The 21710-nt window shown below is 70.8% G+C and carries 18 protein-coding genes; 9 read left to right on the plus strand and 9 right to left on the minus strand.

Annotated elements, in window-relative coordinates:
• Positions 1–3: 3 nt before the first annotated feature.
• A complete protein-coding gene (locus GKS42_RS12300) occupies positions 4–957 on the minus strand; it encodes an alpha/beta hydrolase (RefSeq protein WP_154794084.1) in 954 nt (317 codons plus the stop codon).
• A gap of 202 nt (positions 958–1159) precedes the next feature.
• Here GKS42_RS12300 and GKS42_RS12305 point away from each other — a divergent pair, with 202 nt between their 5' ends.
• The 5 genes from GKS42_RS12305 (at position 1160) to GKS42_RS12325 (ending at position 5815) form a co-directional block, all read left to right on the plus strand.
• The gene (locus GKS42_RS12305; protein ID WP_154794085.1) at positions 1160–2761 is read left to right on the plus strand and encodes a helix-turn-helix domain-containing protein; all 1602 of its coding nucleotides are present in this window, start codon (positions 1160–1162) and stop codon (positions 2759–2761) included.
• Positions 2762–2837: 76 nt separating this feature from the next.
• The gene (locus GKS42_RS12310) at positions 2838–3689 is read left to right on the plus strand and encodes a helix-turn-helix domain-containing protein (protein WP_154794086.1); all 852 of its coding nucleotides are present in this window, start codon (positions 2838–2840) and stop codon (positions 3687–3689) included.
• 69 nt (positions 3690–3758) lie between these two features.
• Positions 3759–4100, plus strand: a complete 342-nt coding sequence (locus GKS42_RS12315; RefSeq protein ID WP_168217823.1) for a YciI family protein — start codon at positions 3759–3761, stop codon at positions 4098–4100.
• Between the two features lie 45 nt (positions 4101–4145).
• Positions 4146–4526 (plus strand): VOC family protein, encoded by a 381-nt coding sequence (locus GKS42_RS12320; protein ID WP_154794088.1) that lies wholly within the window; start codon positions 4146–4148, stop codon positions 4524–4526.
• A gap of 182 nt (positions 4527–4708) precedes the next feature.
• Positions 4709–5815, plus strand: a complete 1107-nt coding sequence (locus tag GKS42_RS12325) for a LacI family DNA-binding transcriptional regulator (protein WP_154794089.1) — start codon at positions 4709–4711, stop codon at positions 5813–5815.
• A gap of 47 nt (positions 5816–5862) precedes the next feature.
• Here the strand turns inward: GKS42_RS12325 and GKS42_RS12330 are convergent, their stop codons facing one another.
• A complete protein-coding gene (locus GKS42_RS12330; RefSeq protein WP_168217824.1) occupies positions 5863–9972 on the minus strand; it encodes a S8 family serine peptidase in 4110 nt (1369 codons plus the stop codon).
• A gap of 134 nt (positions 9973–10106) precedes the next feature.
• On the opposite strand from GKS42_RS12330, the gene GKS42_RS12335 reads away from it, so the two are divergent.
• Positions 10107–11078 (plus strand): helix-turn-helix domain-containing protein, encoded by a 972-nt coding sequence (locus GKS42_RS12335; RefSeq protein WP_232848033.1) that lies wholly within the window; start codon positions 10107–10109, stop codon positions 11076–11078.
• A gap of 21 nt (positions 11079–11099) precedes the next feature.
• Here the strand turns inward: GKS42_RS12335 and GKS42_RS12340 are convergent, their stop codons facing one another.
• The 7 genes from GKS42_RS12340 to GKS42_RS12370 form a co-directional block, all read right to left on the minus strand.
• Positions 11100–12272 carry a glycoside hydrolase family 76 protein gene (locus GKS42_RS12340; protein WP_168217825.1) on the minus strand — a complete coding sequence of 391 codons (1173 nt, stop codon included), beginning with the start codon at positions 12270–12272 and terminating at the stop codon, positions 11100–11102.
• A gap of 10 nt (positions 12273–12282) precedes the next feature.
• Positions 12283–13347, minus strand: a complete 1065-nt coding sequence (locus tag GKS42_RS12345; protein ID WP_154794092.1) for a glycoside hydrolase family 76 protein — start codon at positions 13345–13347, stop codon at positions 12283–12285.
• A 3-nt stretch (positions 13348–13350) separates the two neighbouring features.
• A complete protein-coding gene (locus tag GKS42_RS12350; RefSeq protein WP_232848034.1) occupies positions 13351–14625 on the minus strand; it encodes an ABC transporter substrate-binding protein in 1275 nt (424 codons plus the stop codon).
• A 33-nt stretch (positions 14626–14658) separates the two neighbouring features.
• A complete protein-coding gene (locus GKS42_RS12355) occupies positions 14659–15567 on the minus strand; it encodes a carbohydrate ABC transporter permease (protein WP_154794093.1) in 909 nt (302 codons plus the stop codon).
• The gene (locus GKS42_RS12360) at positions 15564–16535 is read right to left on the minus strand and encodes a carbohydrate ABC transporter permease (protein ID WP_154794094.1); all 972 of its coding nucleotides are present in this window, start codon (positions 16533–16535) and stop codon (positions 15564–15566) included. The genes GKS42_RS12355 and GKS42_RS12360 overlap by 4 nt, the downstream gene beginning before the upstream one ends.
• Entirely contained in the window at positions 16532–17836 is a 1305-nt protein-coding gene (locus GKS42_RS12365) for a glycoside hydrolase family 125 protein (protein ID WP_154794095.1), read from the minus strand. Before GKS42_RS12365 ends, GKS42_RS12360 begins: the two co-directional genes overlap by 4 nt.
• A gap of 131 nt (positions 17837–17967) precedes the next feature.
• Positions 17968–18945 carry a LacI family DNA-binding transcriptional regulator gene (locus GKS42_RS12370; RefSeq protein ID WP_154794096.1) on the minus strand — a complete coding sequence of 326 codons (978 nt, stop codon included), beginning with the start codon at positions 18943–18945 and terminating at the stop codon, positions 17968–17970.
• Positions 18946–19079: 134 nt separating this feature from the next.
• Here GKS42_RS12370 and GKS42_RS12375 point away from each other — a divergent pair, with 134 nt between their 5' ends.
• From GKS42_RS12375 to GKS42_RS12385, 3 genes are read left to right on the plus strand one after another with little or no spacing between them, the layout of a single operon-like run.
• Complete coding sequence (locus GKS42_RS12375; RefSeq protein ID WP_154794097.1) at positions 19080–19898, plus strand: ABC transporter permease; 819 nt, start codon at positions 19080–19082, stop codon at positions 19896–19898.
• Entirely contained in the window at positions 19895–20692 is a 798-nt protein-coding gene (locus GKS42_RS12380) for an ABC transporter permease (RefSeq protein WP_154794098.1), read from the plus strand. Before GKS42_RS12375 ends, GKS42_RS12380 begins: the two co-directional genes overlap by 4 nt.
• Entirely contained in the window at positions 20689–21699 is a 1011-nt protein-coding gene (locus tag GKS42_RS12385) for an ABC transporter ATP-binding protein (protein WP_154794099.1), read from the plus strand. The genes GKS42_RS12380 and GKS42_RS12385 overlap by 4 nt, the downstream gene beginning before the upstream one ends.
• Positions 21700–21710: the final 11 nt, after the last annotated feature.

A 21710-nucleotide genomic window follows, 5' to 3' on the forward strand; every position in this document is an offset into this window, starting at 1 on the left:
TGGTCAGAGGGTGCCGAGGGCCGTGCGAAGCACGTGGATGGCCTGTTCGACGGCGGCCGTGCTGGCCCGGCTGGCACGCACCGGGTTGAGCATCATGAAGTCGTGGATGATCGCGTTGTAGCGGATGCTCGTGGTGGGCACGCCGGCCTGGATGAGGCGGCGGGCGTAGGCCTCGCCCTCGTCCCGGAGCACGTCGTTCTCGTCCACGATCACGAGGGCCGGGGGCAGGTCGGCCAGCTCCTCGAGGGTGGCGCGCAGAGGCGAGGCGGTGATCTCGCCGCGGCGACCGTCGGCGTCTGGGGAGTACGCGTCCCAGAACCAGGCCATGCCCTTCGCGGTGAGGAACGGGCCGTCGGCGAAGTCGCGGTAGCTCTGGGTGTCCTGCGCGGCGTCGGTGACCGGGTAGTACAGGGACTGGTGCACGAAGGTCACATCGCCGCGCTCCTTGGCCAGCAGGGCGAGCGCGGCGGTCATGTTCCCGCCGACGGAGTCGCCCGCGACGGCGAGCCGGGTCGCGTCCAGGCCGTGGTCGGCGCCCTCGGTCGTGATCCAGCGAGCGGTCGCGTACGCCTGCTCGATGGCGACGGGATACCGGGCCTCGGGGGAGCGGGTGTACTCCACGAACACGATCGCGGCGTCGACCCCGACGGCGAGCTCGCGGACGAGGCGGTCGTGGGTGCCCGCGTTGCCGAGCACCCAGCCGCCGCCGTGCACGTACAGCACGACCGGCAGCGGGCGACCCGCACCGACGGGCTTGACGATCCGGACGTCCACGTCGCCGACCTCGGCCGGCACCCGCAGCCACTGTTCGTCGACGTCGGGCTTGTCGATCGGCGCGGCCTGGATGTCGTCGAGGGCCCGGCGGGCGCCGTCGGTCCCGAGCTCGTACAGGAACGGTGGCCGTGCCGATGCGTCGGCGACCGCCTGGGCCTCGGGCTCCAGGATGATCTCGCTCATTGGTGTGCTCCTTCTGTCGTCTGGGTGGCGGTCGTGCTGCCTCATCGAGGTTCGCAAGGAGCTGCCCGGCGGACCAGGAAGTTCTCCGGCAGGAAGTGCGTTCCCTCCTGCGTTCCACCGACGTCCGGCCGGGTGTCACACCCTGGTGGTCCGCCCGGTCTGAGTTGGTGTCCGCATCCGCGACCCACCCTGGAGAGCCGCCATGGCGCCCGAACCCCTCGGGACCCTGCTGCGTAGACTGCGCACGACCGCCGACCTGACCCTCGAGCAGCTTGCCGAGCGGTCCGGGGTCAGCGACCGGGCGCTCGGAGACATCGAACGCGGGGCCGCGCTCGGCCCGCACCACCGCACCATGCTCGCGATCGCCGGCGGGCTGCGGTTGCCGGAGCCGGAGCGGCTGACGCTGCTCGCCGCCGCCCGGGCCGGTCGGCGCCGCGGCGGCCCGAGCGGGCCGCCTGCCGCGGCGCCGCGTCCAGGGGTTACCCGGCCCGACGGCGGAGCGCACCTGCCGCTGCCGCGCGCGGTTCCCGACTTCACGGGCCGGGCGGCCGAGCTGGCCGTCGTCGCGGCGGCACTGGGCGGCACGGGTGGCACGGGTGGCACCGAAGGTACGGCCGGCACCGATGGCTGCGATGGCACCTCGGGCGTGGCCGGTGGCGACGACCTCACCCGCCGGCTCGCCGGGACCGCGGCTCCGGTCGTCGTCGTGACCGGGCCGCCGGGGTATGGCAAGACCAGCCTCGCGGTCCGAGCGGCCACCCTGTTGCGAGAGAGGTTCCCCGAGCAGGTGTTCCTCGACCTGGGCGCCATGACCCCGGCGAGCCTGGAGCCGAGGGAGGTGGTCGTGGAGCTGATGCGCGCCCTGGGGTACGAGGGCACCGAGGGCCGGACCGACCCGGCCCGGCTGAGGGAACTGCTCGCCGAGCGCCGGGTGCTCGTGATCCTCGACGATGCCGCCAGCGAGGCGCAGGTGCGGGCGGCAATGCCCGGCGCCGGCCCCGCCGCCCTGCTCGTGACGAGCCGCCGCGCGCTCACCGGGCTCGACGGTGTCCAGCGGGTCCAGCTCGACCGGCTCGCCGACGCGGACGCGCAGGCGCTGCTCGCCGCGATCCTGCCGCAGGGGCAGGCCTCGGCACCCGAGCTCGCCCGGCTGGCCCGGCTCTGCGACGGCGTGCCGCTCGCGCTACGGATCGCCGGGAACCGGCTTGCCAGCCGACCCGGCTGGACCGTCGCCAAATTCGCGGACCGGCTCGCCGTGCGGGACCGGCGCCTGGACGCGCTGACGGCCGGAGACCTGGCCATCAGGACCGCCGTCGGGCTGTCCTACCGGCAGTTGGGGGAGGCCGCGCAGCGGCTGTTCCGGCGGCTGGCCCTTGTGGACGGACGGACCTTCGGGCCCGGGCTAGCGGCCGCCGTCTCCGGCCTTGAGGTCGCGAGCGCCGAGGTACTGCTCGACGAGCTCGTGGAGCTCGGGCTCGTGCAACCCGCGGCAGGGGACCGGTACCTCCTGCATGACCTGCTGCGGCTGTACGCCCACGCGGAACTCGGTGCGCACGAGGCGCCGGCGCAGCGGGAACTGGCTCGCGCCGCAGCCGACGCCTGGCTCCTGGACGCCGTCGTGCGGGCCGGGCGCTGGTTCGAGCCCGAGGGGCTCGGCACCGGGTCGACGGACCTGAGCAGCCCGGTGCCGCTGGCCTCCACCGACGAGGCCCGCGCCTGGCTGCTGGCGGAGGTGGACAACTGGTTTCCCGCGCTCGTGCGGGCGGAGGACTCCGGCGCGCACCGGCAGCTCGACGCGGCGTAGTCGGCGAACGCTGACCCACGGCGGCGAACTCGCATCGGTGACCCATGCCGTGCGGGCATCTCGGTATCCTGGGTGGATGGCTCTCACCTCGTGGCGAGAAGAGTCTGAGTTGGGCTCGTGGACGCACCTCGAGCTCCGACCCGCCGCGCCCGCCGCCGCACGGGTCGAATCGGTATGGCTGTTCGACGGGAACCTCCGGCGGCGCGAGAGGTACGTCCCGACGGGCACCCTGGACCTGCTGATCCAGCTGGACGAGTCCTCCCCGACCTTCCGGATCGTCGATGGCAGTTCGCCCGCGACGTGCCCGCCGTCATGCCTGGCCGGGCTGCTCGTGGCGCCGATGGCCGTCGAGACTCCCACGGCAACCTCACGAATGATCGGGGTACGGCTCAAGCCGGCCGGTGCTGCCGCGCTCGTCGATGTCCCGCTGCAGGAGGTCACCGGCACGGCCGTGGATCTGGACGACCTGATCGGCGCGGAGGCAGGCCGACTCACCGACCGACTCCACGAGCCGGGGACCGATGCCGACCGGCTTCGGATCGTGGCCCGATGGGTCGCGGACCGGCTCGCGGGCCAGGTGGGCCTCGACCGGGGTGTCGGGTACGCCGTCGCGGCGATGGAGCGCACGGGCGGCAGGATGCGGGTCGCAGACATCATCGAGCGCGTCGGCAGTACGCCGAAGCGATTTGTGAGATCGTTCGAGCGGCAGGTGGGAGTGAAGCCCAAGCTCTTCTCCCGGATCGTGCGGTTCCGCGGCCTGGTGGCCGATCTGCCCGGGGAGCACGAGTCCTTGAGCCAGGCGGCGGTCGCGCACGGCTTCTACGATCAGGCCCACATGAACGCGGACTTCCGGGAGTTCGCCGGCATCTCTCCGCGACAGTTCCTCGCCGCGAGCAGGTTCCCGGCATCTTCGACGGTGGTCGACTGACCCATTTTCTCCAAGCCCCGGCGCCTGACCTGGTCCTACCGTGGTGCCGTCCGGATGAGATGGGGTGTCATGACGCAGTCCGGTGTGATCCCGACCGTGAGCTACTTCCTCGTCCTGCTGCGCCCTGTGCCGGACGCGTCGGCCGCCGAGCCGCCATGGCAGGAGCACATCGCCTTCATCGACGAGATGGTCTCGCACGGCGTGGTGCTCCTCGGTGGTGACCTCGATCCGGCCGTCGCGGAGGCGCGGGCGGCCTACCTGCTGCACACGTCGACGCGAGCCGAGGCCGAGGCCTGGACGGGCCGGGACCCGCTGGTCCGCCAGGGATCGCACGCGCCGGACGTGATCGAGTGGAGCCTCGTCGGAATCGCACTCAACGCCATCCACCCCGCCCTGAGACTGCCGGCATGACGGCAGCTTCGACCACGACACGAGCACCGAGAGGACCGATCGACGATGACCGAGTCAATGCTGACGAGCGTGATCAGCGTGCTGCCCGTCACCGACCACGCCGCCGCTACCGCCTGGTACGGGCGGTGGATCGGACGAGGGCCGGACGTCGAGCCGATGGAAGGCATCGCCGAGTGGCAACTGGCGGAGAACGCCTGGATCCAGGTGTCCGCCGATCCCGAGTCCGCCGGGCGGACCACGGTCGTCATCGGCGTTGCGGACGTCGACGTCCAACGGACCGGGTGCGAGGCCGCCGGCGTCCCCTGGGGTGAGATCGACGACTACGGCGTCGTCAGGACCGCCGAGGGATCCGATCCGGCGGGAAACAGGGTCGTGTTCGTGCAGGAGGTCGCCGAGCCCTCCGACGACGAGACCCCGACCGCCTGACCCACCTGCGCCGGCCCTGCCGGGACCTCGAGGTCCCCTGCGGGTAGTTCTGTGTGGCACACCGACGGCCGGTGCCCCGCTCCGGACCGCCTGCCGGGGCTGACGACACGCACGCGGCGGTCCTGTCGCCCGGTGCCCGCTGCGCTAGGCTCTGGGCATATTCATTCATCCAAAGGATCGCCATGAACGACGCGCTGTACGCCCGGGTCTTCGCCACGCTCAAGGAGCGGATCGAGTCGGGCGCGATCGACGTGGGGGAGCGGCTGCCCACCCAGAGCCAGCTGGCCGACGAGTTCGGTGTCTCGACGATCACGATCAAGCACGCCCTGGACATGCTGGACCGGGCCGGGTACATCAAGCGCCGGCCTCGCCTCGGCTCCGAGGTGATCTCGCGGACCGCGGGACTCGGGGCCGCCCGTTCGACGAGCACGCTGCCCACCATCGGTTGCGTCCTGACCAGCTTCGACGACAGTTTCGGGACCCGGGTGCTCTGGGGCATCCTCGATGCCAGCCTCGGCCGGGCCAACGTGGTGCTCGGCCGAACCGAGGGTTTCCACGACCGTGAGCAGGGACTGCTGGCCCAGTACCGCGACCTCGGTGTGGACGGGTTGATCCTGCAGCCGGGCTCCTCGGAGTGGATCGCGCCGGCGATCCTCGACCTGGTCTCGACGCAGCTGCCACTCGTCATCCTCGACCGCAACCTCGACGGCCTCCCGGTCTCGACCGTGTGCTCCGACAACGTGGCATCGGGCCGGGCCGCGGCGGAGCACCTGTTCGGGCTCGGACACCGCAACATCGGCCTGGTCACGTCGTCCGGGACCGTGTCCACCCTCGACGACCGGCACCGCGGATTCGTCTACGCGCACGCCGAGCACGCACTCGCCTTCACGTCGGCCCACGAGTATCGGAAGGTCTCCTCGGTGGTGCCCGACCACGAGGTGAGCGTCGACGACGACCTCGCCAACCTCAAGGAGTTCCTCACCACGAACTCCCACCTCACCGGATTCGTGGCCTCGGAGCACGCCGTCGGGCTGCTCCTGGTGCGGGCGCTGCGTGAGCTCGGGCTCGAGGTGCCCCAGGACGTCTCGGTCGTCTCGTTCGACGCACCCCAGCATGTCTTCGACGACGAGGTCCGGCGGTTCACCCACATCGACCAGCACGAGCACGCGCTCGGACAGGCGACCCTCGAGTCGGTCCTGGCCCAGCTGAGCGAGCGCGGCCGGGTGGCCAAGCAGGTGCTGCCCACCGAGCTCGTCGTCGGCGAGACCACCGCGCCACCACGACGCTGAGCGGCGCCGGGCGCGCGGCCGGGGTGAGGGCCGCGCGCCCGTCCGTCTCAGCCGCGGCCGGCGTGCGCCGCGGCGAAGCGCCGTCGAAGGAGCAGCCCGGCACCGACCGCTGCCACCGCGAGGAGCACGAGCAGGCCGATGCTCGCGCCCGTGCTGGGCAGGAAGCCTCCGGGGCCGGCGCCCTCCGTTCCTGGGCCGGCGTCCGTCGGATCGCCGGCTCCGGGATCACCGGCTCCGCCGTCGCCGGGGCTGCTCGGCCCACCGGAGGACGGTGGCTCGGTCGGCGCCGGCGGCTCGGTCGGCTCGCCGGGGTCCTGTGCGGGTACCACGACGAAGGCCGACGTGATCTCCTGACTGAACGCGTTCCCGGCCGCGTCCGCCGCGACGACCCGCAGGGACACGGCAGCCCCGGCGTCCGGCACCGGCACCTCGGCGGCGAACGACCGCACGTACTCACGCTCCTGGACGAACGTCGCCAGCGGCGACACGGCGCCCGCGACGGCAGGAGTCTCGGCGAGCTCGAGTCGCTGCCAGGTGGCGCCGTCGTCGGTCGAGAACTCTGCGCTCACCGACTCCAGCGCCGCGGACCCCGTCGCCCCGGCCAGATGCCCGAGTTCGACGCCGAGCGGGACCGGCTCGCCGGCGGTCCGGTCGGCTCCGACCGTGCCGTCGATCGCCGTGTCGACGTCGTAGAACGCCTGGATCATCGGCAGCACGCTCTCGGTGTCGGTGGCCGAGGAGTCGAACTCCCACTCGGTCCGGGTCGCGGTCGACGTCGGCAGCACCGCAGCGTCGTGCGACGTGGTGTTGACGACCCGGAAGCGGGATTCCGCGGCCGGTAGGTCCCAGGCAGTGACGCCCTGGAACGTGGACTCGTCCACGAGCACGTCGTCGACGTACAACTGCGTGAGCTGGCCGATGCCAGGCAGGCCCGCGAACACGTCCATCGCCCCGGTGCGTTGCGCGTTGCCACCATCAGCCCACGACGGCAGATTCACCTGCACACCGTCGGCCTGGCGGAACGGAGCCCAGTAGCCGGCGCCGACATACGGGCGCACGATCGGCGAGAAGTACGAGGCCTCGAGCTCCTCGCCTGCGGTGTAGGAACGCCGGACGTCACGGACCTCCCACGTCGAGCCGATGTCGGTGGCGCCCTGGTACCACTCGGCATCCGTGGTGCTCACCCACTCCCGACGGACCCCCGGCCGCTCGGTGGCGAACAGGAAACCCTGACCCACGTCGACGCCCGGGGCGAAGTCGTAGCGGAACTCGCCGACGAGCGTGGGCTGGGCGCCGTGATAGGTCGTGGTGACAAGTGCGAGGTCGTCCGCGATCTTCGTCGGGTTCGCCGGGATCTCACCGTCGGTGTACAGCAGGACGTCATAGACGTCGCCAGCCACCGGCCGCCCGACGGCGCCCAGCTCCACGTCGCCGGCCGCGAGGGCGGCGAGCAGGGCCTGCCCGTCGGGGCCGCTCACCGCGGCCACCGGTAGCGGTGCGTCGTTGCCGTAGTCGTCTCCGTACCACTCGAGGGACTCCTCGCCCTGGACGACGACCAGCAGTGCGGCACCGGTGGCGGCGACGTTCGCGGCGCGCTCCACCGGCCCCACCTCGGCGGAGGTGCGGACGACGGCGATCCCGCCGTCGAGCGCGACGCCCGCCACGTCGGCGCTGCTCCCGGTGCCCAGGTCGGCTGCGGTCGTCGACAGCTCGCCGTCGAGGTACGGGGCGGCGGGCTGCTCGCGCGCGCCGAGGTCCGCGCCGTCGAGCGTGAGCGTGATGCGCGGGTCGCGCAGGCGCCAGCGCGTCGCGAAGGCGAAACTGGTCGCACTCTCCGCGACGAGGGGCTGGGCCAGCAACTCATCGACGAGGAGCGGGATCATCGCCGAGCCCATCATCCCCTCGACGCTGTAGTCCATCCGCCGGTTCTCCGCGGACAGGTCGTCACGGCCGACGTCCACCGTGACGGGGTCCGCCGCGCGGACGTCCAGGTCGACGGTCGTGTCGCCCTCGAGCACGATGTCCGGGTCGCCGACGAGCGCGATGGCATCGGTGCCGGGCGCCGTCTCGACGTCGGCGTAGGCCATCGCGCTGTACCGACCGGCCGGCAGGCGCAGCGTCGTCTCACCGTCGACGAGGACGCTCTCGGCGCTCTGGGTGTCGAGGTTGAAGAACATCGCGTACATCGTGGCCGGCTGGCCGTCGATCCCGGTGGCGCGCAGGGTCAGGTCGTAGCGCTCCGCCTCCGTGATCATGCCGAACGACGTGCGCGTGAGCGCCTCCCCGGCCACGGACCCGACGAGGGTCCCCGACAACTGCTCGCCGGGAGCGAGCGCCGCGTGGTCGCCGGAGAGCGTGACGGTCGCGGTGCCACCGGCGGGCACCGTCACCTGCGTCTGTGGCAGGAGCACGGCGTCGTCGGCGGCGAGGGTGGTGCCACCGGGTGCAATGCCCGGCTCGATGCCGCCGCCGTCACCGTCGCCGGGGTTCGCGACGGCGACGGACAGCGCGAGGTCGAGCGTCAGCTCGGTGTCGGACCGGTTCGTGAAGGTCACGTCGCGGTCGACGGTTCCGGACGCCTCGCCCCATGGGAGCATCCCGAAGTCGGCGCTGCCCGTTGCGAACACATCGCGCTCGACGGCGGCCAGCACGTCAGTCACGCCGCTGCCGGCCTGGTACGGCGTGAAGCCGAGATCGCGGGCGGAGCTGACGAGGAGGTCCTTGAGCTGCACACCGGTGAGCGTGGGGTCCGCCTGCAATGCGATCGCCGCGGCACCGGAGACGTGCGGCGTCGCCATCGACGTCCCGTCCATGGTCGTGTACGAGCCCTCTCCGGCAGAGAACTGCGAGCGAGCGGCCGTGATACCCGAGCCGGGCGCGCTGACATCCGGCTTCAGCCCGCCGGAGCCGTGGAGCGGTCCCTGGCTGGAGAACCAGGAGAGCCCGTCCGTGGTGTCGTCGACCGAGCCGATCGCCAGCGCGCCCGACGCGGCGGCGGGCGCCCCGATGGTGCCGGGTGCGCCGCTGTTGCCTGCGGCGACGATGAACAGCGTGCCGGTCTCGGCGGTGATCTCGTTCAGCGCCTCCGACATGATGTCGGTGCCGTCCGACGCCTCACGGCTGCCGAGGCTCATGGAGACGACGTCGGCGTTCGCCGCGCCCCACTCCATGCCCTCGATGATCCAGGAGGTGAGGCCCTCGCCGTTGTCGCTGAGCACCTTGCCGACGAGCAGGTCCGCGCCCGGGGCGACGCCGCTGTAGAGGCCGTCGGACGCCGCACCCGAGCCGGCGACCGTCGAGGCCACGTGGGTGCCGTGACCGTTCACGTCGTCGACGGTCTCACCGGGCACGAAGCTCTGGGTCTCGATGACGGACTCGGTCAGGTCGGGGTGACCCGCGTCGACCCCGCTGTCCAGGACGGCGACGCGCACGCCGGTGCCGTCGAACCCGGCCGCCCAGGCCTGCGGTGCACCGATGTAGCCGACGCTGGTGTCGAGGTAGGCCTCGACGGGGGCGTCCAGGTGGATCGACTCGATGCCGGCCGCGAGTGCGCCGGCGGTGGCCGACCGACCGGGGGAGGAGGTGAGCTCGGCCCAGGCCTGCTCGGCGACCGAGCGGTCCGCGCCACCTGCTGCTCCGCCGATGCTGGTCAGCGGGACGTCGAGGTCGAGGCCGGTGACCGGGCCGGTGCGCGGCGTCGGCCCGTCGGAGTACTCGACGATCACCGGGGTCGCCGCGACGGACGCGTCGTCGAACCCGAACTCGACGAGCTGGGAGACGTCGAACAGTGCGTCGTCGAGAGCGCCGGAGGCGAGGTACGGCAGCGCGGCCTCGGGCACGACGTGGATGTGGCCGTCGACGACGTAGGTCCGGACGAGCGCGGTCGGGTCGGCAGGCTCGACGTCGACGGTCCGGCTGCCGTCGGCGAGGTCGGTCAGGGTGACGACGTCACCGGTGAGGAGCGTGACGGTGTGACGGTCCGCAGGGGTGGCTGCGCCGGCTCCAGCGCCGGAGCTGCCGCCGCTGCCGTCACCGGCGTCGCCGGGGTCCGCGGCGGCGAACGATCCGGACGTCAGGACGATGGCGGCGGCGAGTCCGGCGAGTGCCGAGCGCCGCCCACGACGACGGGCGGAGGAGAGGGGAGGACGAACGCGCACGGGTGGCCTTCCGAGGGGACGACGAGGTCGGGTGGAGACAAAGTGCCACATAGAGTGGCGCTGTGGGTGGCGCCTTTACGCCATGGCAGATTCTCGACACCCGAGGTGGTCCGCCCGCTCGAGAGAATGGGGCGATGTACATGCTCGACGGCATCGGGTTGGACGAGGAGTCGGCTCGCGTCTATCGAGCGCTCGTGGCGCGACCGTCCGCGACGGCCGCCGAGCTGGCGCCGGAGGTCGCGCTATCGGCGGGCCGCGTCACCGAGCTCCTCGCGGTTCTCGAGACGATGGGACTGGCCGCGCGGCAGGGGGCGGACTCCGAGCGCGCGGTCGCGTCCCCGCCCGGCATCGCGCTCCGGGCGCTCCTGGCCGAGCAGGAGCGACGGCTCGATACCGTCCGATCCGACCTCGTCGACCTCGAGGCCGTCTACCGGGACTCGCTCGCGGGACGCACGGCCGCGGATGTCGTCGACGTCGTACTCGGTGCGGACGCCGTCCGGCAGCGGTTCGCCCAGCTGCAGGCGGCAGCGGAGCAACAGGTGCGCGCCTTCGTGCGCGCGGACGTGCCGTTCGTCTCCGCGGAGGAGAACGCCGAGGAGGAGCGCGCGCTGCTGCGGGGCGTGCGGTACCGGGTGCTCGTCGAGCGCGGGGTCATGGACGACGCCAACTTCTACGCCGCCGCCCGGGAGGCGCTGCCGTACGGCGAGTACGTGCGGGTGGCGCCGGCGCTGCCGACCCGGCTGCTCATCATCGACGACGACCTCGCTCTGCTGCCGATGCGCCGCGCGAGAGATGATCGCTACGGCGCGATCCTCGTCCATCCCTCGAGCCTGCTGGACCTGCTGGTGGAGGTCTTCGAGTCGACGTGGTCGCGGGCGGCGCGCCTCACCGACGAGGGTGAGCCGGGTGCGACCGACGAGGTGGCGGAGCTCGACCGGTCGATGTTGACGCTGCTCATGGTGGGCCTGACCGACGCGCGCATCGCGAGCCAGCTCGGCATCTCCGCGCGCACCGTGCAGCGACGCGTCAGTGTGCTCATGGAGCTCACGCGGGTCGCGACCCGGTTCCAGCTCGGCGCGGAGGCCGTCCGCCGCGGCTGGGTCTGAGCCGCCCGGGTCGCCCGTGGGTCAGGTCCGGTACTGCGCCGCCGCGACCTCGGTCGCCATCACCGCCGTGAGCTGCGTGGACAGGTCGGTACGCGCCGGCGCGGGCGCGGACCAGTCGTCCCCGGCCAGAAGGGTGCCGTCACCGCCGTACTGGTTCTCGAACAGCGCGTCCGTGCTGGTCACGATGAACTCACTGAGCGCGGTGTGCTCGGCCTCGGCGAGGAACTGACCGGCGTACCGGTAGAAGATCCCCGCGAACAGGCCGGCGTCGCCACCGTCGCCGTCGGGGGTGAACACGGGCCCGTCAGTCAGTTCGGCCAGACTCACGTCGATCGTCATGGCGGCCCGGTCCAGCCGGGCCGGGTCGCCGTCGGTGCGGAACTCCTCGACGCAGGCCCCCACGTACAGGCCCTGGTTGTAGGTGAACCGCCAGTCGGTGTCGATGGCGCCGTCCCGGTTGCGGTTGATGCCGTCGTGGACGAAGCCGTCCGGCTCGACCAGGGTGTCCTCCCACCACTGCAGCGACGCCCGGGCGCGGTCGAGGAACCGGGCCTCGCCCGTCCTCCGGTGCAGCCGGTGGCCGGCGATCACGAACGGACCGTTCGCGGGCGTGTTCTTGTAGTGGTACTGCCCCTTCTCCCAGACGATCCCGCCGCCCTGGGTGCTCCAGCCGAGATCCCAGATGTGATCGTGCAGGGCGATCGCGTCCTCGAGCGCACTGTCGTCACCGGCCGCGTCGGCGAGCCGCAACAGGGCCAGTGCGAACCAGCCCATGTCGTCGAAGAAGTCGTTGAACAGGTCGTCGCCATTGCGCAGGATCAGGTTCTCGCGCAGCTCCTGCGCGCGGTCCAGATCGTCGGCAGCAGCGGTGCGCTCCCAGGCGTCGATGGCCGCGTCGATGGCGTGGGCGTTCCACCAATAGTGGAACGGAGCGTCCGCCGCCTGGTCCACCGGGTGGACGTAGTGCAGCAGCTGGGGCGACGGCGCACCGAAGTACTCGGCGAGGCTCGCCTGGGTCACCGCCGCCCGCCAGGGCGCCGCACGCCGCGGATCCGGTGGCGGGACCGCAGCGACCACCCTGGGTGGCGGGTCCTGAGCCGGCCCGCAGGCGGCGAGCAGGGTGGCGCCCAGGGCGCCGGCACCGCCCAGTGCCAACGCCCGACGGCGGGTGAGCGCCGGTCGGGTCGCTGGCACCGGGCGGACCTCAGGCCGGCGTCCGCGCGAGCTCACGAGCCTCGATCCGTGCACGTGTCTCGGTCGCCATCACGGCCGAGAGCTGGGTGGACATGGACGTCCGCCCCTGCGGCCGGGCCCGCCAGTCGTCGTCGGCCCAGAGCACGCCGTCGGCATCGTCGAGCCGGTTCACGTCCCAGAGCCGGTCCGTCCCGGACCGCACGAACGCGACCAGGTCGGGCGACGGGCGCAGGTCCAGGAGCAGGTCCAGGTACCGGTAGAAGATGCCTTTGAAGAGCCCCACGTCACCGCCACCCGTCTCCGGGAACACCCCGTCCGTGGCGAGGAGCTCGACGGCCCGGCGCGCGCTGAGCTGAGCCCGGTCCAACCAGGCGGGGTCGTCGTCGTGCGCGAACAGCTCGACGCACGCACCGATGAACAGGCCGTAGTTGTAGGTGTAGCGCCAGTCCGTGTCGACATGGGCGTCACCCTCACGGTTCACGCCGTCCTCCACGGTGCCGTCCTCGCGGACCAGGTGCTCCGTGAGCCAGTCCATCGTCTGCCGGGCCCGGTCCAGGTACGGCTCGCCGGAGCCGTCACTGCCGAACCTGGACGCCAGCCTGGCGCCGAGGATGATGAACGGCCCGTTCGCCGGCGTGTTCTTGTAGTACGTCTGCGACTTGCGCCACGCGATCCCGCCGCCCATCACCTCGTTCCAGCCGTCGTCGAGGCAGTGCTGCCAGATCACCCGCGCCGGCTCGAGGTACTCCTCGTACCCCGGAGCGCGGGACAGGCGCTCCAGAGCGAGGGCGAGCCAGAGCATGTCGTCGAAGTAGTCGTTGAACAGGCTGCCGGAGTTGCGGGCGACGATGTTCTCGAAGATCTCGACGGCGGTGCGCAGGTGGACCGGATCGTCGGTGCGTTCCCAGCCGTCGATCGCGACGTCCATCGCGTGTGCGAGCCACCAGTAGTTGAACGTGGCGTTCTCGTCGACCGGATGGGAGTTGTTCAACAGCTGTGGCTCGGGAGCGCCGTAGAGCACCGCGAGGCTGTGGTGGGCGAGGTCCGCTCGGTCGGACCAGTCGGTGTGCGTCATCGATCAGGCGTTCTCGGCCAGGATCCGGTTGAAGGACTCCTCGGCGTTGTCGAGTGCCTCCTGGGCGCTGATCTCGCCGGCCATGAAGCGCTGGAGCTCGGGGATGAGCCCCTGCCCCTCGGCGTCGGAGTAGCCCGGGATCGTGGGCCGAGCGGTCGCGAACGCCATCGTCTCCAGCAGAGCGGAGTAGGCCTCGTTCTCCGTGAAGAACGGGTCCTCGGCGGCCTGGAGGTTGGCGGGCATGTTGCCGCTCAGTTCGGCGAAGGCAACCCCGTTCTCGGGCTGCGTGGTCCACCACTTGATGAACTCCCAGGCACCCTCGACGTTCGGGGCGCCCTCCGGGATGATCATGCCGAAGCCGCCAAGGCCGGAGGCCTGGTCGCCGTTCGGGCCTGCGGGCGCCGCGACGATCCCGTAGTTGAGGTCCTCGATCGCGTCATAGGTCGCCAGGGTCCAGGGACCGTTGTAGGCCATCGCCACGGTGCCCTCGGCGAACCCGTCGGTGCCCTCGGCGAAGCCGAGGTCGTACACGCCGCGGTTGTTCATGAGGTCGTCCCACTCCTCGAGGACGGCGAGGCCCTCGGGGGTGTTGAAGGCGGCCTGGCCGTCGTCGGAGACCATCTGGCCACCGGCCTGGCCGAGCCACATGCTGAACAGGCCGACGTCGGAGAGCGCGAAGCCGGACCGAGCGAGGGTGCCACCCTCGCGCACGGTCAGCGCCTCGGCCGCGTCGGCGAGCTCGGCCCAGTTCGTGGGCGGCTCGAGGCCGGCCTCGGTGAGCAGGTCCGCGTTGTAGAACAGGGACCGGTTGTCCACCGTGAGCGGGATCCCGTAGACGGTGCCGTCGTAGGTGAGCTCGTTCAGGGCGGCCTCGTAGAACATCGAGGTGTCGACGGAGTCGGAGGCGATGAGATCCTCGAGCGACATCAGCGCACCCTTGCTCGCGTAGACGCTGGTCGCGAACCGGTCCCAGAGCACGACGTCCGGCACACCGCCGCCGGCGATCGCCGTGAGGAGCTTGGCCTCGACCTCCTCCTGGGGCTGGTAGGTGACGACGTAGTCATCCTGGCTGGCGTTGAACGCCTCGACCTGGGTCTCGATCTGGGTGGCCTGCTCGCCGGTCCAGTTGCCCCAGAAGGTGACTTCCTGACCGCCGTCGCCGCCGTCGTCGCCGGAGGCGCCGCCGCCGCCGGAGGAGCAGGCGGCCAGGGCGAGCGCCCCGACGGCGAGTCCCGCCGAGATCTTCATGAATGTTGAGGTTCGTGTCTTCGTCGACATGACGAACTGTCTCCTTATTGTTGGGTGGGGGAGCTATTTGGAACCGACGTGCGCGACGCCCTCGATGATGTAGCGCTGGGCGAGCACGAAGATGAGCAGGACCGGCAGGCTCACGATGACCGTTCCGGCCATCAGCGGCCCGTAGTCCGTCGTGTGTTCGGTCTTGAACGCGGCCAGGCCCACCTGGACGGTCAGCATGTCGCGGTCGCTGAGCACGATGAGCGGCCACATGAAGCTGTTCCAGCCGGCCTGGAAGGTGAGGATGCCGAGCACCGCGGCGCCGGCCTTGGCGAGCGGCATGTAGATCTGGGCGAAGATCCGGAACTCGGAGGCGCCGTCGATCCGGGCCGCCTCGGCGAGCTCCTCCGGCATGGAGGCGAAGAACTGGCGCATGAAGAACACGGCGAACGCACCCGCGGCGCCGGGCAGGATGATCGCCCAGTACGAGTTGATGAAGCCCATCCCGCCCTGACCGAAGAAGTCGTTGCCACCGGCGAACGGGAACCGGCGCAGAACCAGGAACGTCGGCACCATCGTGACGATCCCGGGGATCATCAACGAGGACAGCAGCGTGCCGAACAGGACCCGCTTCCCCCGGAACCGCAGCCGCGCGAATGCGTACCCGGCGAGGGAGCCGAAGAAGATGTTCAGCACCACTCCGGCCACGGCCAGGAAGGTCGAGTTGAAGAAGTACCGCCCGAACGGCACCGACGTCCACGCCTTCACGTAGTTCTCGAGGGTGGGTTGGTCCGGCCAGATCTGCAGCGACGAGGACAGGATCTCGCCCTCGGGCTTGAGCGAGGTGACGATCGTCCAGATCAGCGGGAACACCGTGGTGATCGAGACGGCGATGACCGCGATGTACCAGGCGGTGGTGCCGACCTTCTGGCGGGGTGTGCTCGCACGCTTCAGGCGCAGGACGTACGGATCGGCGGTGGTCATGACTGGCTCCTGGACGTGAGCTTGAAGTTGATCAGCGAGAACACGGCGATGATCAGGAACAGGACGAAGGACAGGGCCGAGGCGTAGCCCATCTTCAGACCGCCGAATCCCTGGTTGTAGATGTAGTAGACGACCGTCAGGGTGGAGTTGCCGGGCCCGCCCTTCGTGAGCAGGTACGCCTGGTCGAACACCTGGAACGCGCCGATGATCAACAGCGTCGAGATCAGGAACGTGGTGCGGGACAGCCCGGGGATGGTGATGTACCGGAACGTCTGCCAGACGTTCGCCCCGTCGATTCGGACCGCCTCGTACAGCTCGCGGGCGATGCCCTGCAGGCCGCCGAGGTAGATCAGCATGTTGGTGCCGAACCCGGACCAGACGGACATCAGCACGATCGCCGTCATCGCCCACTTGGAGTCGTAGAGCCAGGCCGGCCCGTTGATCCCGAACCAGCCGAGGACGATGTTGAACAGGCCCGACTGCGGGTTCAGCAGCCAGTACCAGATCGTCGCGGTCGCGACCGTGGACGCGACCACCGGGATGTAGAAGAACGTCCGGAACAGCTTGACGGCCCTGCTGTTCCGGTTGAGCAGCAGGGCGGTGCCGAGAGCGACGGCCACCCCCAGCGGAACGAACATGAGGGTGTAGATCGCGGTGTTGCGCAGCGCGAGCAGGAAGATCGGATCGCCAGCGATGCGTTGGTAGTTCTCCAGCCCGACCCACGATGCGTCACCGATGACGGCGTAGTCGGTGAAGCTCAGCACGACCGCCATCACCACGGGGATGATCACGAACGTCAGGAACAGGAGCATCGGCACGAGGACGAAGATCCAGCCCCAGATCTCCTGGGGCTGCGGTTTGCGGAACGGCCGGGAGTGCCGGTCCCGGCGACGTGCGGGACTCGTGACCCTGTCGGTTGCGATGTCCATCGCGTCGGCGCTGACGGCGGTCGGCTGGATGGTTGTCATGGTGTGGGCACCTGCTCTTCGTCGAGGGTGGATTGCATGCCGGCGCCGCACACGTCCAGCACCAGTTCGCAGAACATCGAGTCGGCCCAGGAGAACCACTCGCGGGTGAAGGTCGCCGGATCGTCGACGTGGAACGACTCGTGCATGCGGAACGTGTCGGCATGGGTCCGGGCGAGCAGGTCGAGGATCCGTCGCTTCTCGGCGTCGTCGTCTGTGGTGAGGCCCTGGACGGCCAGGGCGATCGGCCAGACGTGGCCGGGCGGGGTGTGCGGGCTCCCGATCCCGACGGCGTGGGTTCCGGCCGTGTGGGTCGGGTTGTCGGGGGAGAGGACGAACGCCCTGGTGTTGCGGTAGACCTCCTCGTCGAGCGCGTCCGCGCCGGTGAGCGGTAGCGAGAGCAGACTCGGCATGTTCGCGTCGTCCATCAGTACCGCGCCGCCGAGCCCGTCGACCTCGTAGGCGTAGATCCGGCCGTGGACCGGGTGCGTGACGATGCCCCAGGCGCGCACGCCCGCGTCGAGCCCGGCGGCCAGCTCCTGGGCGCGGCGTGCGAGGGCCGGATCGTCCAGGACCACGGTGGCCAGCTCCGCGAGGTTGCCCAGGACATGGATCGCGAACAGGTTGCCGGGCACGTTGTAGTGCAGGACGCACGCGTCGTCGCTCGGCCGGAACGCGCTCCAGGTCATCCCGGTCCGGCCGACCGGTGAGCCGTTCCCGCCATGGGTGAGCGTGTCCGTCGGCGGGCCGTCGTGGCGCTGGAAGCGGTAGGGCGAGCGTTCGGCGTGGTCCTGCTCCACCTGCCAGGTGGTGATGATGAGGTCGGCGGCTCGGGCGAATTCCGCGTCCAGGTGGTCCGTGCGTCCGGTGACCCGCCAGACCTGGTGGGCGAGCTGGAGCGGGAAGCACAACGAGTCGACCTCGTACTTGCGCTCCCAGACCGCCGGGTGCATCTCGGTCTCGTCGCCGGCGTGCCCCGCACCGTCGGGCCGTGCGTTGAAGGCGTTCGCGTACGGGTCGAGCAGGATCGCCCGGACCTGCCGCCGGACGAGCGACACGAGGAGGTCGGCGACACCCCGATCGTCGGCGGCGAGCGGGAGGTAGGGGCGTACCTGTGCGGCGGAGTCGCGCAGCCACATCGCCGGGATGTCACCGGTGAGGACGAACACCTCCTCGCCGTCCGAGTGGACGAACGCCTCGCGCAGGGTCCGGGACATCGCATCGCGGAAGATCCGCGTGATCGCGTCCGATCCGATGATCTCCTGGACCCGTGCGGTGGTCTCGGTCAGGGAAGGGTGAGCCACAGTGCTCCTCTAGATATATTCAACATCAGCGTTGTATGGGAGTCAGATTAAACGTACCCACGACGAATGCGCAAGCAGGCGCGCCTCCTGGCCCCCGTGGTCGAGTCACGGGGGCCAGGAGCTCGGGGCCGTCAGCGAGCCTGTCCGGGCCCTTCGCCGGCCCACGAGATGGGTACGTGCAGGCGGGCTCTGGTCGGCTCGGCTGCGCCCGCCGGTGCCGAGATCAACTGGTCGAGGGCTGCCGCGCCGAGCCGTTCGCCGTCGACGTCCACGCGTGGCGTGCCGGGCACGCCGACCACCCTGATCGACCGGTCGGCGCCGGTGGCGGGCACACCGTCGCCCACCCGGGCGAGGCCTCGGCCGATCAGGCCGAGGAGCAGGCCGAGGCCGAGGTCGCTGGCATAGGGGAGCACGGCATCGGCGTCGGAGGAGGCAACGCGGTCGACCAGGCCGGCTCCGGCGTCGAACGTCGCCGGAAACGGGCCGAGCACGTCGAGACTGACGCCGACGGCGGTCGCTGCCTCGTGCAGGGTGGCGGTGCGTTGGGCGTTCTGCCAGGAACGGTCGGGGCCGCCGATGTACAGGATCCGGCGATGGCCCGCCGCTGCGAGCCCGCGCAGTAGTTCTGCGAAAGCACCGGCCGTGTCCGCCACCACGGACCCGAGCCCGTCCACCTCGCGGTCGACCAGGATGACGGGCTTGCGTGCCGCAGCCTCGGCAACCAGCGAGTCCGGCCCTCGGGGTGCCACGACGAGGAACCCGTCCACGCCGGTCGCGAGCCGGTCGAACCTGCCGAGCTCCGCCCGGTCCTCGAGGGGCAGGACGGCGACGGAGAGCTGAAGGTCGGCCTCCTCCGCCCGGATCTGGGCGCCGCCGATGATCGGCGCGAAGAACGCGTTGCTGAGGGTCGGGACCAGCAACCCGAGGATCCCGGTTCGGCCGCGGGCAAGGTGCTGCGCGGCCCGGTTCGCCACGAAGTCGAGGTCCGCCGCGGCGGCCCGGACCCGGGCGACGGTGGCCGGGGCGACGAGCTCCGGGCGGCTCAGGGCCCGTGACGCGGTGGCCTTGGACACCTGCGCGCGGACCGCGACGTCGGAGAGCGTTGCCATCCGAGTGCCTCCCGTTCTTCTGACGTTCAATCTGCGGACGAAGTTGCCGAACGGGGGATCCACCCGTTTACACTCCCCAATGTAACCGGTTGTGGAACCGGTTGTGATGACTCTGAAGGACGGGAGGAGTGCTCATGCGGGGCCGCACCGCACTGCTCGTCCTGCCTGGCCTGGCCGTGCTCCTGGTCGGATTCCTGATCCCGTCGGTCGCCATGCTGTTCGCGCCGCCCGGAGTCAGCCCGGTCGAGGTCTTCGAACGGCTCGGACAGATGCTGACGGACCCCTACGACCAAGCCATCGTGATGCGCACGCTCGGGCTCGGACTGATCGTCACCGTCATCTGTATCGGCCTCGGCTATCCGATCGCCTACCTGCTCTCCAGGTCGACGTCCCGATGGGCCGGGGTGCTCCTGGCGCTGGCGATCTTCCCGCTGCTGCTGTCCTCGGTGGTGCGCACGTTCGGGTGGCTGGTCGTGCTCGGATCCCAGGGAGCGATCCCACAGCTGCTCCTGCGCCTCGGTCTCGTGGACACCGCGCCGCAGCTGCTGTACACCCCGCTCGCGATCGTGCTGGGTCTGACCCAGATCTTCCTGCCGCTCGCCGTGGTGGCCTCCTACTCCGCGCTGGCCCAGGTCGACGCCGGGCTCGACGAGGCGGCCCGCGGGCTCGGCGCGAACCGGATCCGCACATTCTGGTCCGTGGTGGTGCCGCTCTCCGGGCCGGGTGTCGTGGTGGCTGCGACCCTGGTGTTCGCCGGCGCCGTGACCGCGTACACCACGCCGTACCTGCTCGGCGGTTCGCGGCAGCGGATGCTCTCCACCCAGCTGTACACGTATTCGTCCACCACCATCGACTGGGCCGCCGCCAGTGCGACGGCGCTGATCATGACGGTGCTGGTGTTCGCCGTCTCCGGCCTGTCCAGTCTCGCCGCACGCCGCGGAGCGACCTCATGAGGACCCGCCACCCGATCGCCGCGAGCCTTGCCGTGCTCGGCTACATCGTGATGCTCGTCCCGATCCTGTTCGTCGTGGTCACCGCGTTCACGGCGGGCTCCACGCTGCGGTTCCCGCCGGAGGGCTTCTCGCTCCAGTGGTTCGAGGCGGCGCTCACGTACACCCCGTTCACGAGCTCGCTGGTCTCCAGCCTGATCCTCGCGGTGATCTCCGCAGCACTGGCACTCGCGCTCGGTGTGCCGGTGGCGCTGGCGATCCACCGTGGGAAGCTCCCCGGCAAGGCCCTGGTCGAGGGCCTGTTCCTGTCCCCGCTGATCGTGCCGGAACTCGTGGTCGGCCTGGCCCTGTACCAGCAGCTCATGGTCGGCTTCGGCCTGGACAACTTCCAGACCCTGCTGTTCGGGCACACCGTGCTGATGTTCCCGTACGCGGTCCGGGTGACCGGCGCCTCGCTGGCGCTCATCGACCCCGCCGTGGAGGACGCCGCCCGCGGCCTCGGCGCCTCGGCCGGCCGGACGTTCTTCTCGATCACCCTGCCGCTCCTGCGCCCGGGCCTGTTCTCCGCGGCGCTGCTCAGCTTCATCACCTCGTTCAACAACGTGCCGCTGTCCCTGCTTCTGCAGAGCCGCGACTTCCGCACCCTGCCCGTGGTGATGCTCGACTACGTGCAGCAGAACTACGACCCGATCGTCGCCGCGATCTCCGTACTGATCCTTGCCGCCACCGTGCTGGTGGCCGTGATCGCCGAGCGCACCGTCGGCTTCGCTAAAGTCTTTGGAGGCATCAACCGATGACCAGCGCAGCGCAGTTCCGCGGGGTGAGCCAGGTCTTCGGTGACTTCACCGCCGTCGACAACATCGACCTGACCATCCCCGACGGGAAGCTGACCACCCTGCTCGGCCCCAGCGGCTGCGGTAAGACCACCAGCCTGCGGATGCTGGCAGGCTACCTGGCCCCCTCGCGCGGCACCATCAGCATCGCCGGGGTGGACTCGACCCGTACCCCGCCGGAGAAGCGGGACCTGGGCATGGTGTTCCAGTCCTACGCGCTGTTCCCGCACATGAGCGTCGCCGAGAACGTCGGCTTCGGGCTCAAGATGCGCCGGGTGCCGGCTGCCGAGCGGGCCCGCCGGGTCACCGAGTCGCTGGAGCTGGTCGGGCTGGCGCACCTGTCGGCGAGCAAGCCGAAGAAGCTGTCCGGCGGACAGCAGCAGCGGGTCGCCCTCGCCCGGGCCATCGCGATCCGGCCCAAGCTGCTGCTCCTGGACGAGCCGCTGTCCAACCTCGACGCGCGGCTGCGGATCCAGATGCGCGCGGAGATCCGACGGATCCAGGCCGAGACCGGCCTCGCGGTGGTGCTCGTGACCCATGACCAGGACGAGGCGCTCGAGATGAGCGACGAGATGGTCCTGATGAAGGACGGGAGGATCCAGCAGCAGGGAGCCCCGCAGGAGGTCTTCCCCGCACCCGCGAACCGGTTCGTCGCGGAGTTCCTCGGCTACGAGAACTTCCTCACCGACACCGACGGCGGGCTTGCCACGATCCGGCCGGAGCACCTCGCGCTGACCGTGGGGGAGCAGGCGCCGTCCGCCTTCGCCGGCGCGGTCGTGTCGGGTGTGGTCCTGGACCTGGCCTACCGCGGGGTGGACCTGCTGGTCACCGTCGCGGCCACGGACGCCTCGGGCGCCCGGATCGAGCTGCTCGCCGACCTGCGCGCCGAGTCGGCCCCCGACCTGACCCAGGGCACCCACGTCTGGGTGCACGTGCCGGCCACGCACCTGGTCCCGCTCACCGGCGACTGACGTTCCGCCGT

The sequence above is a fragment of the Occultella kanbiaonis genome, assembly GCF_009708215.1.
Classification (GTDB): Bacteria; Actinomycetota; Actinomycetes; order Actinomycetales; family Beutenbergiaceae; genus Occultella; species Occultella kanbiaonis.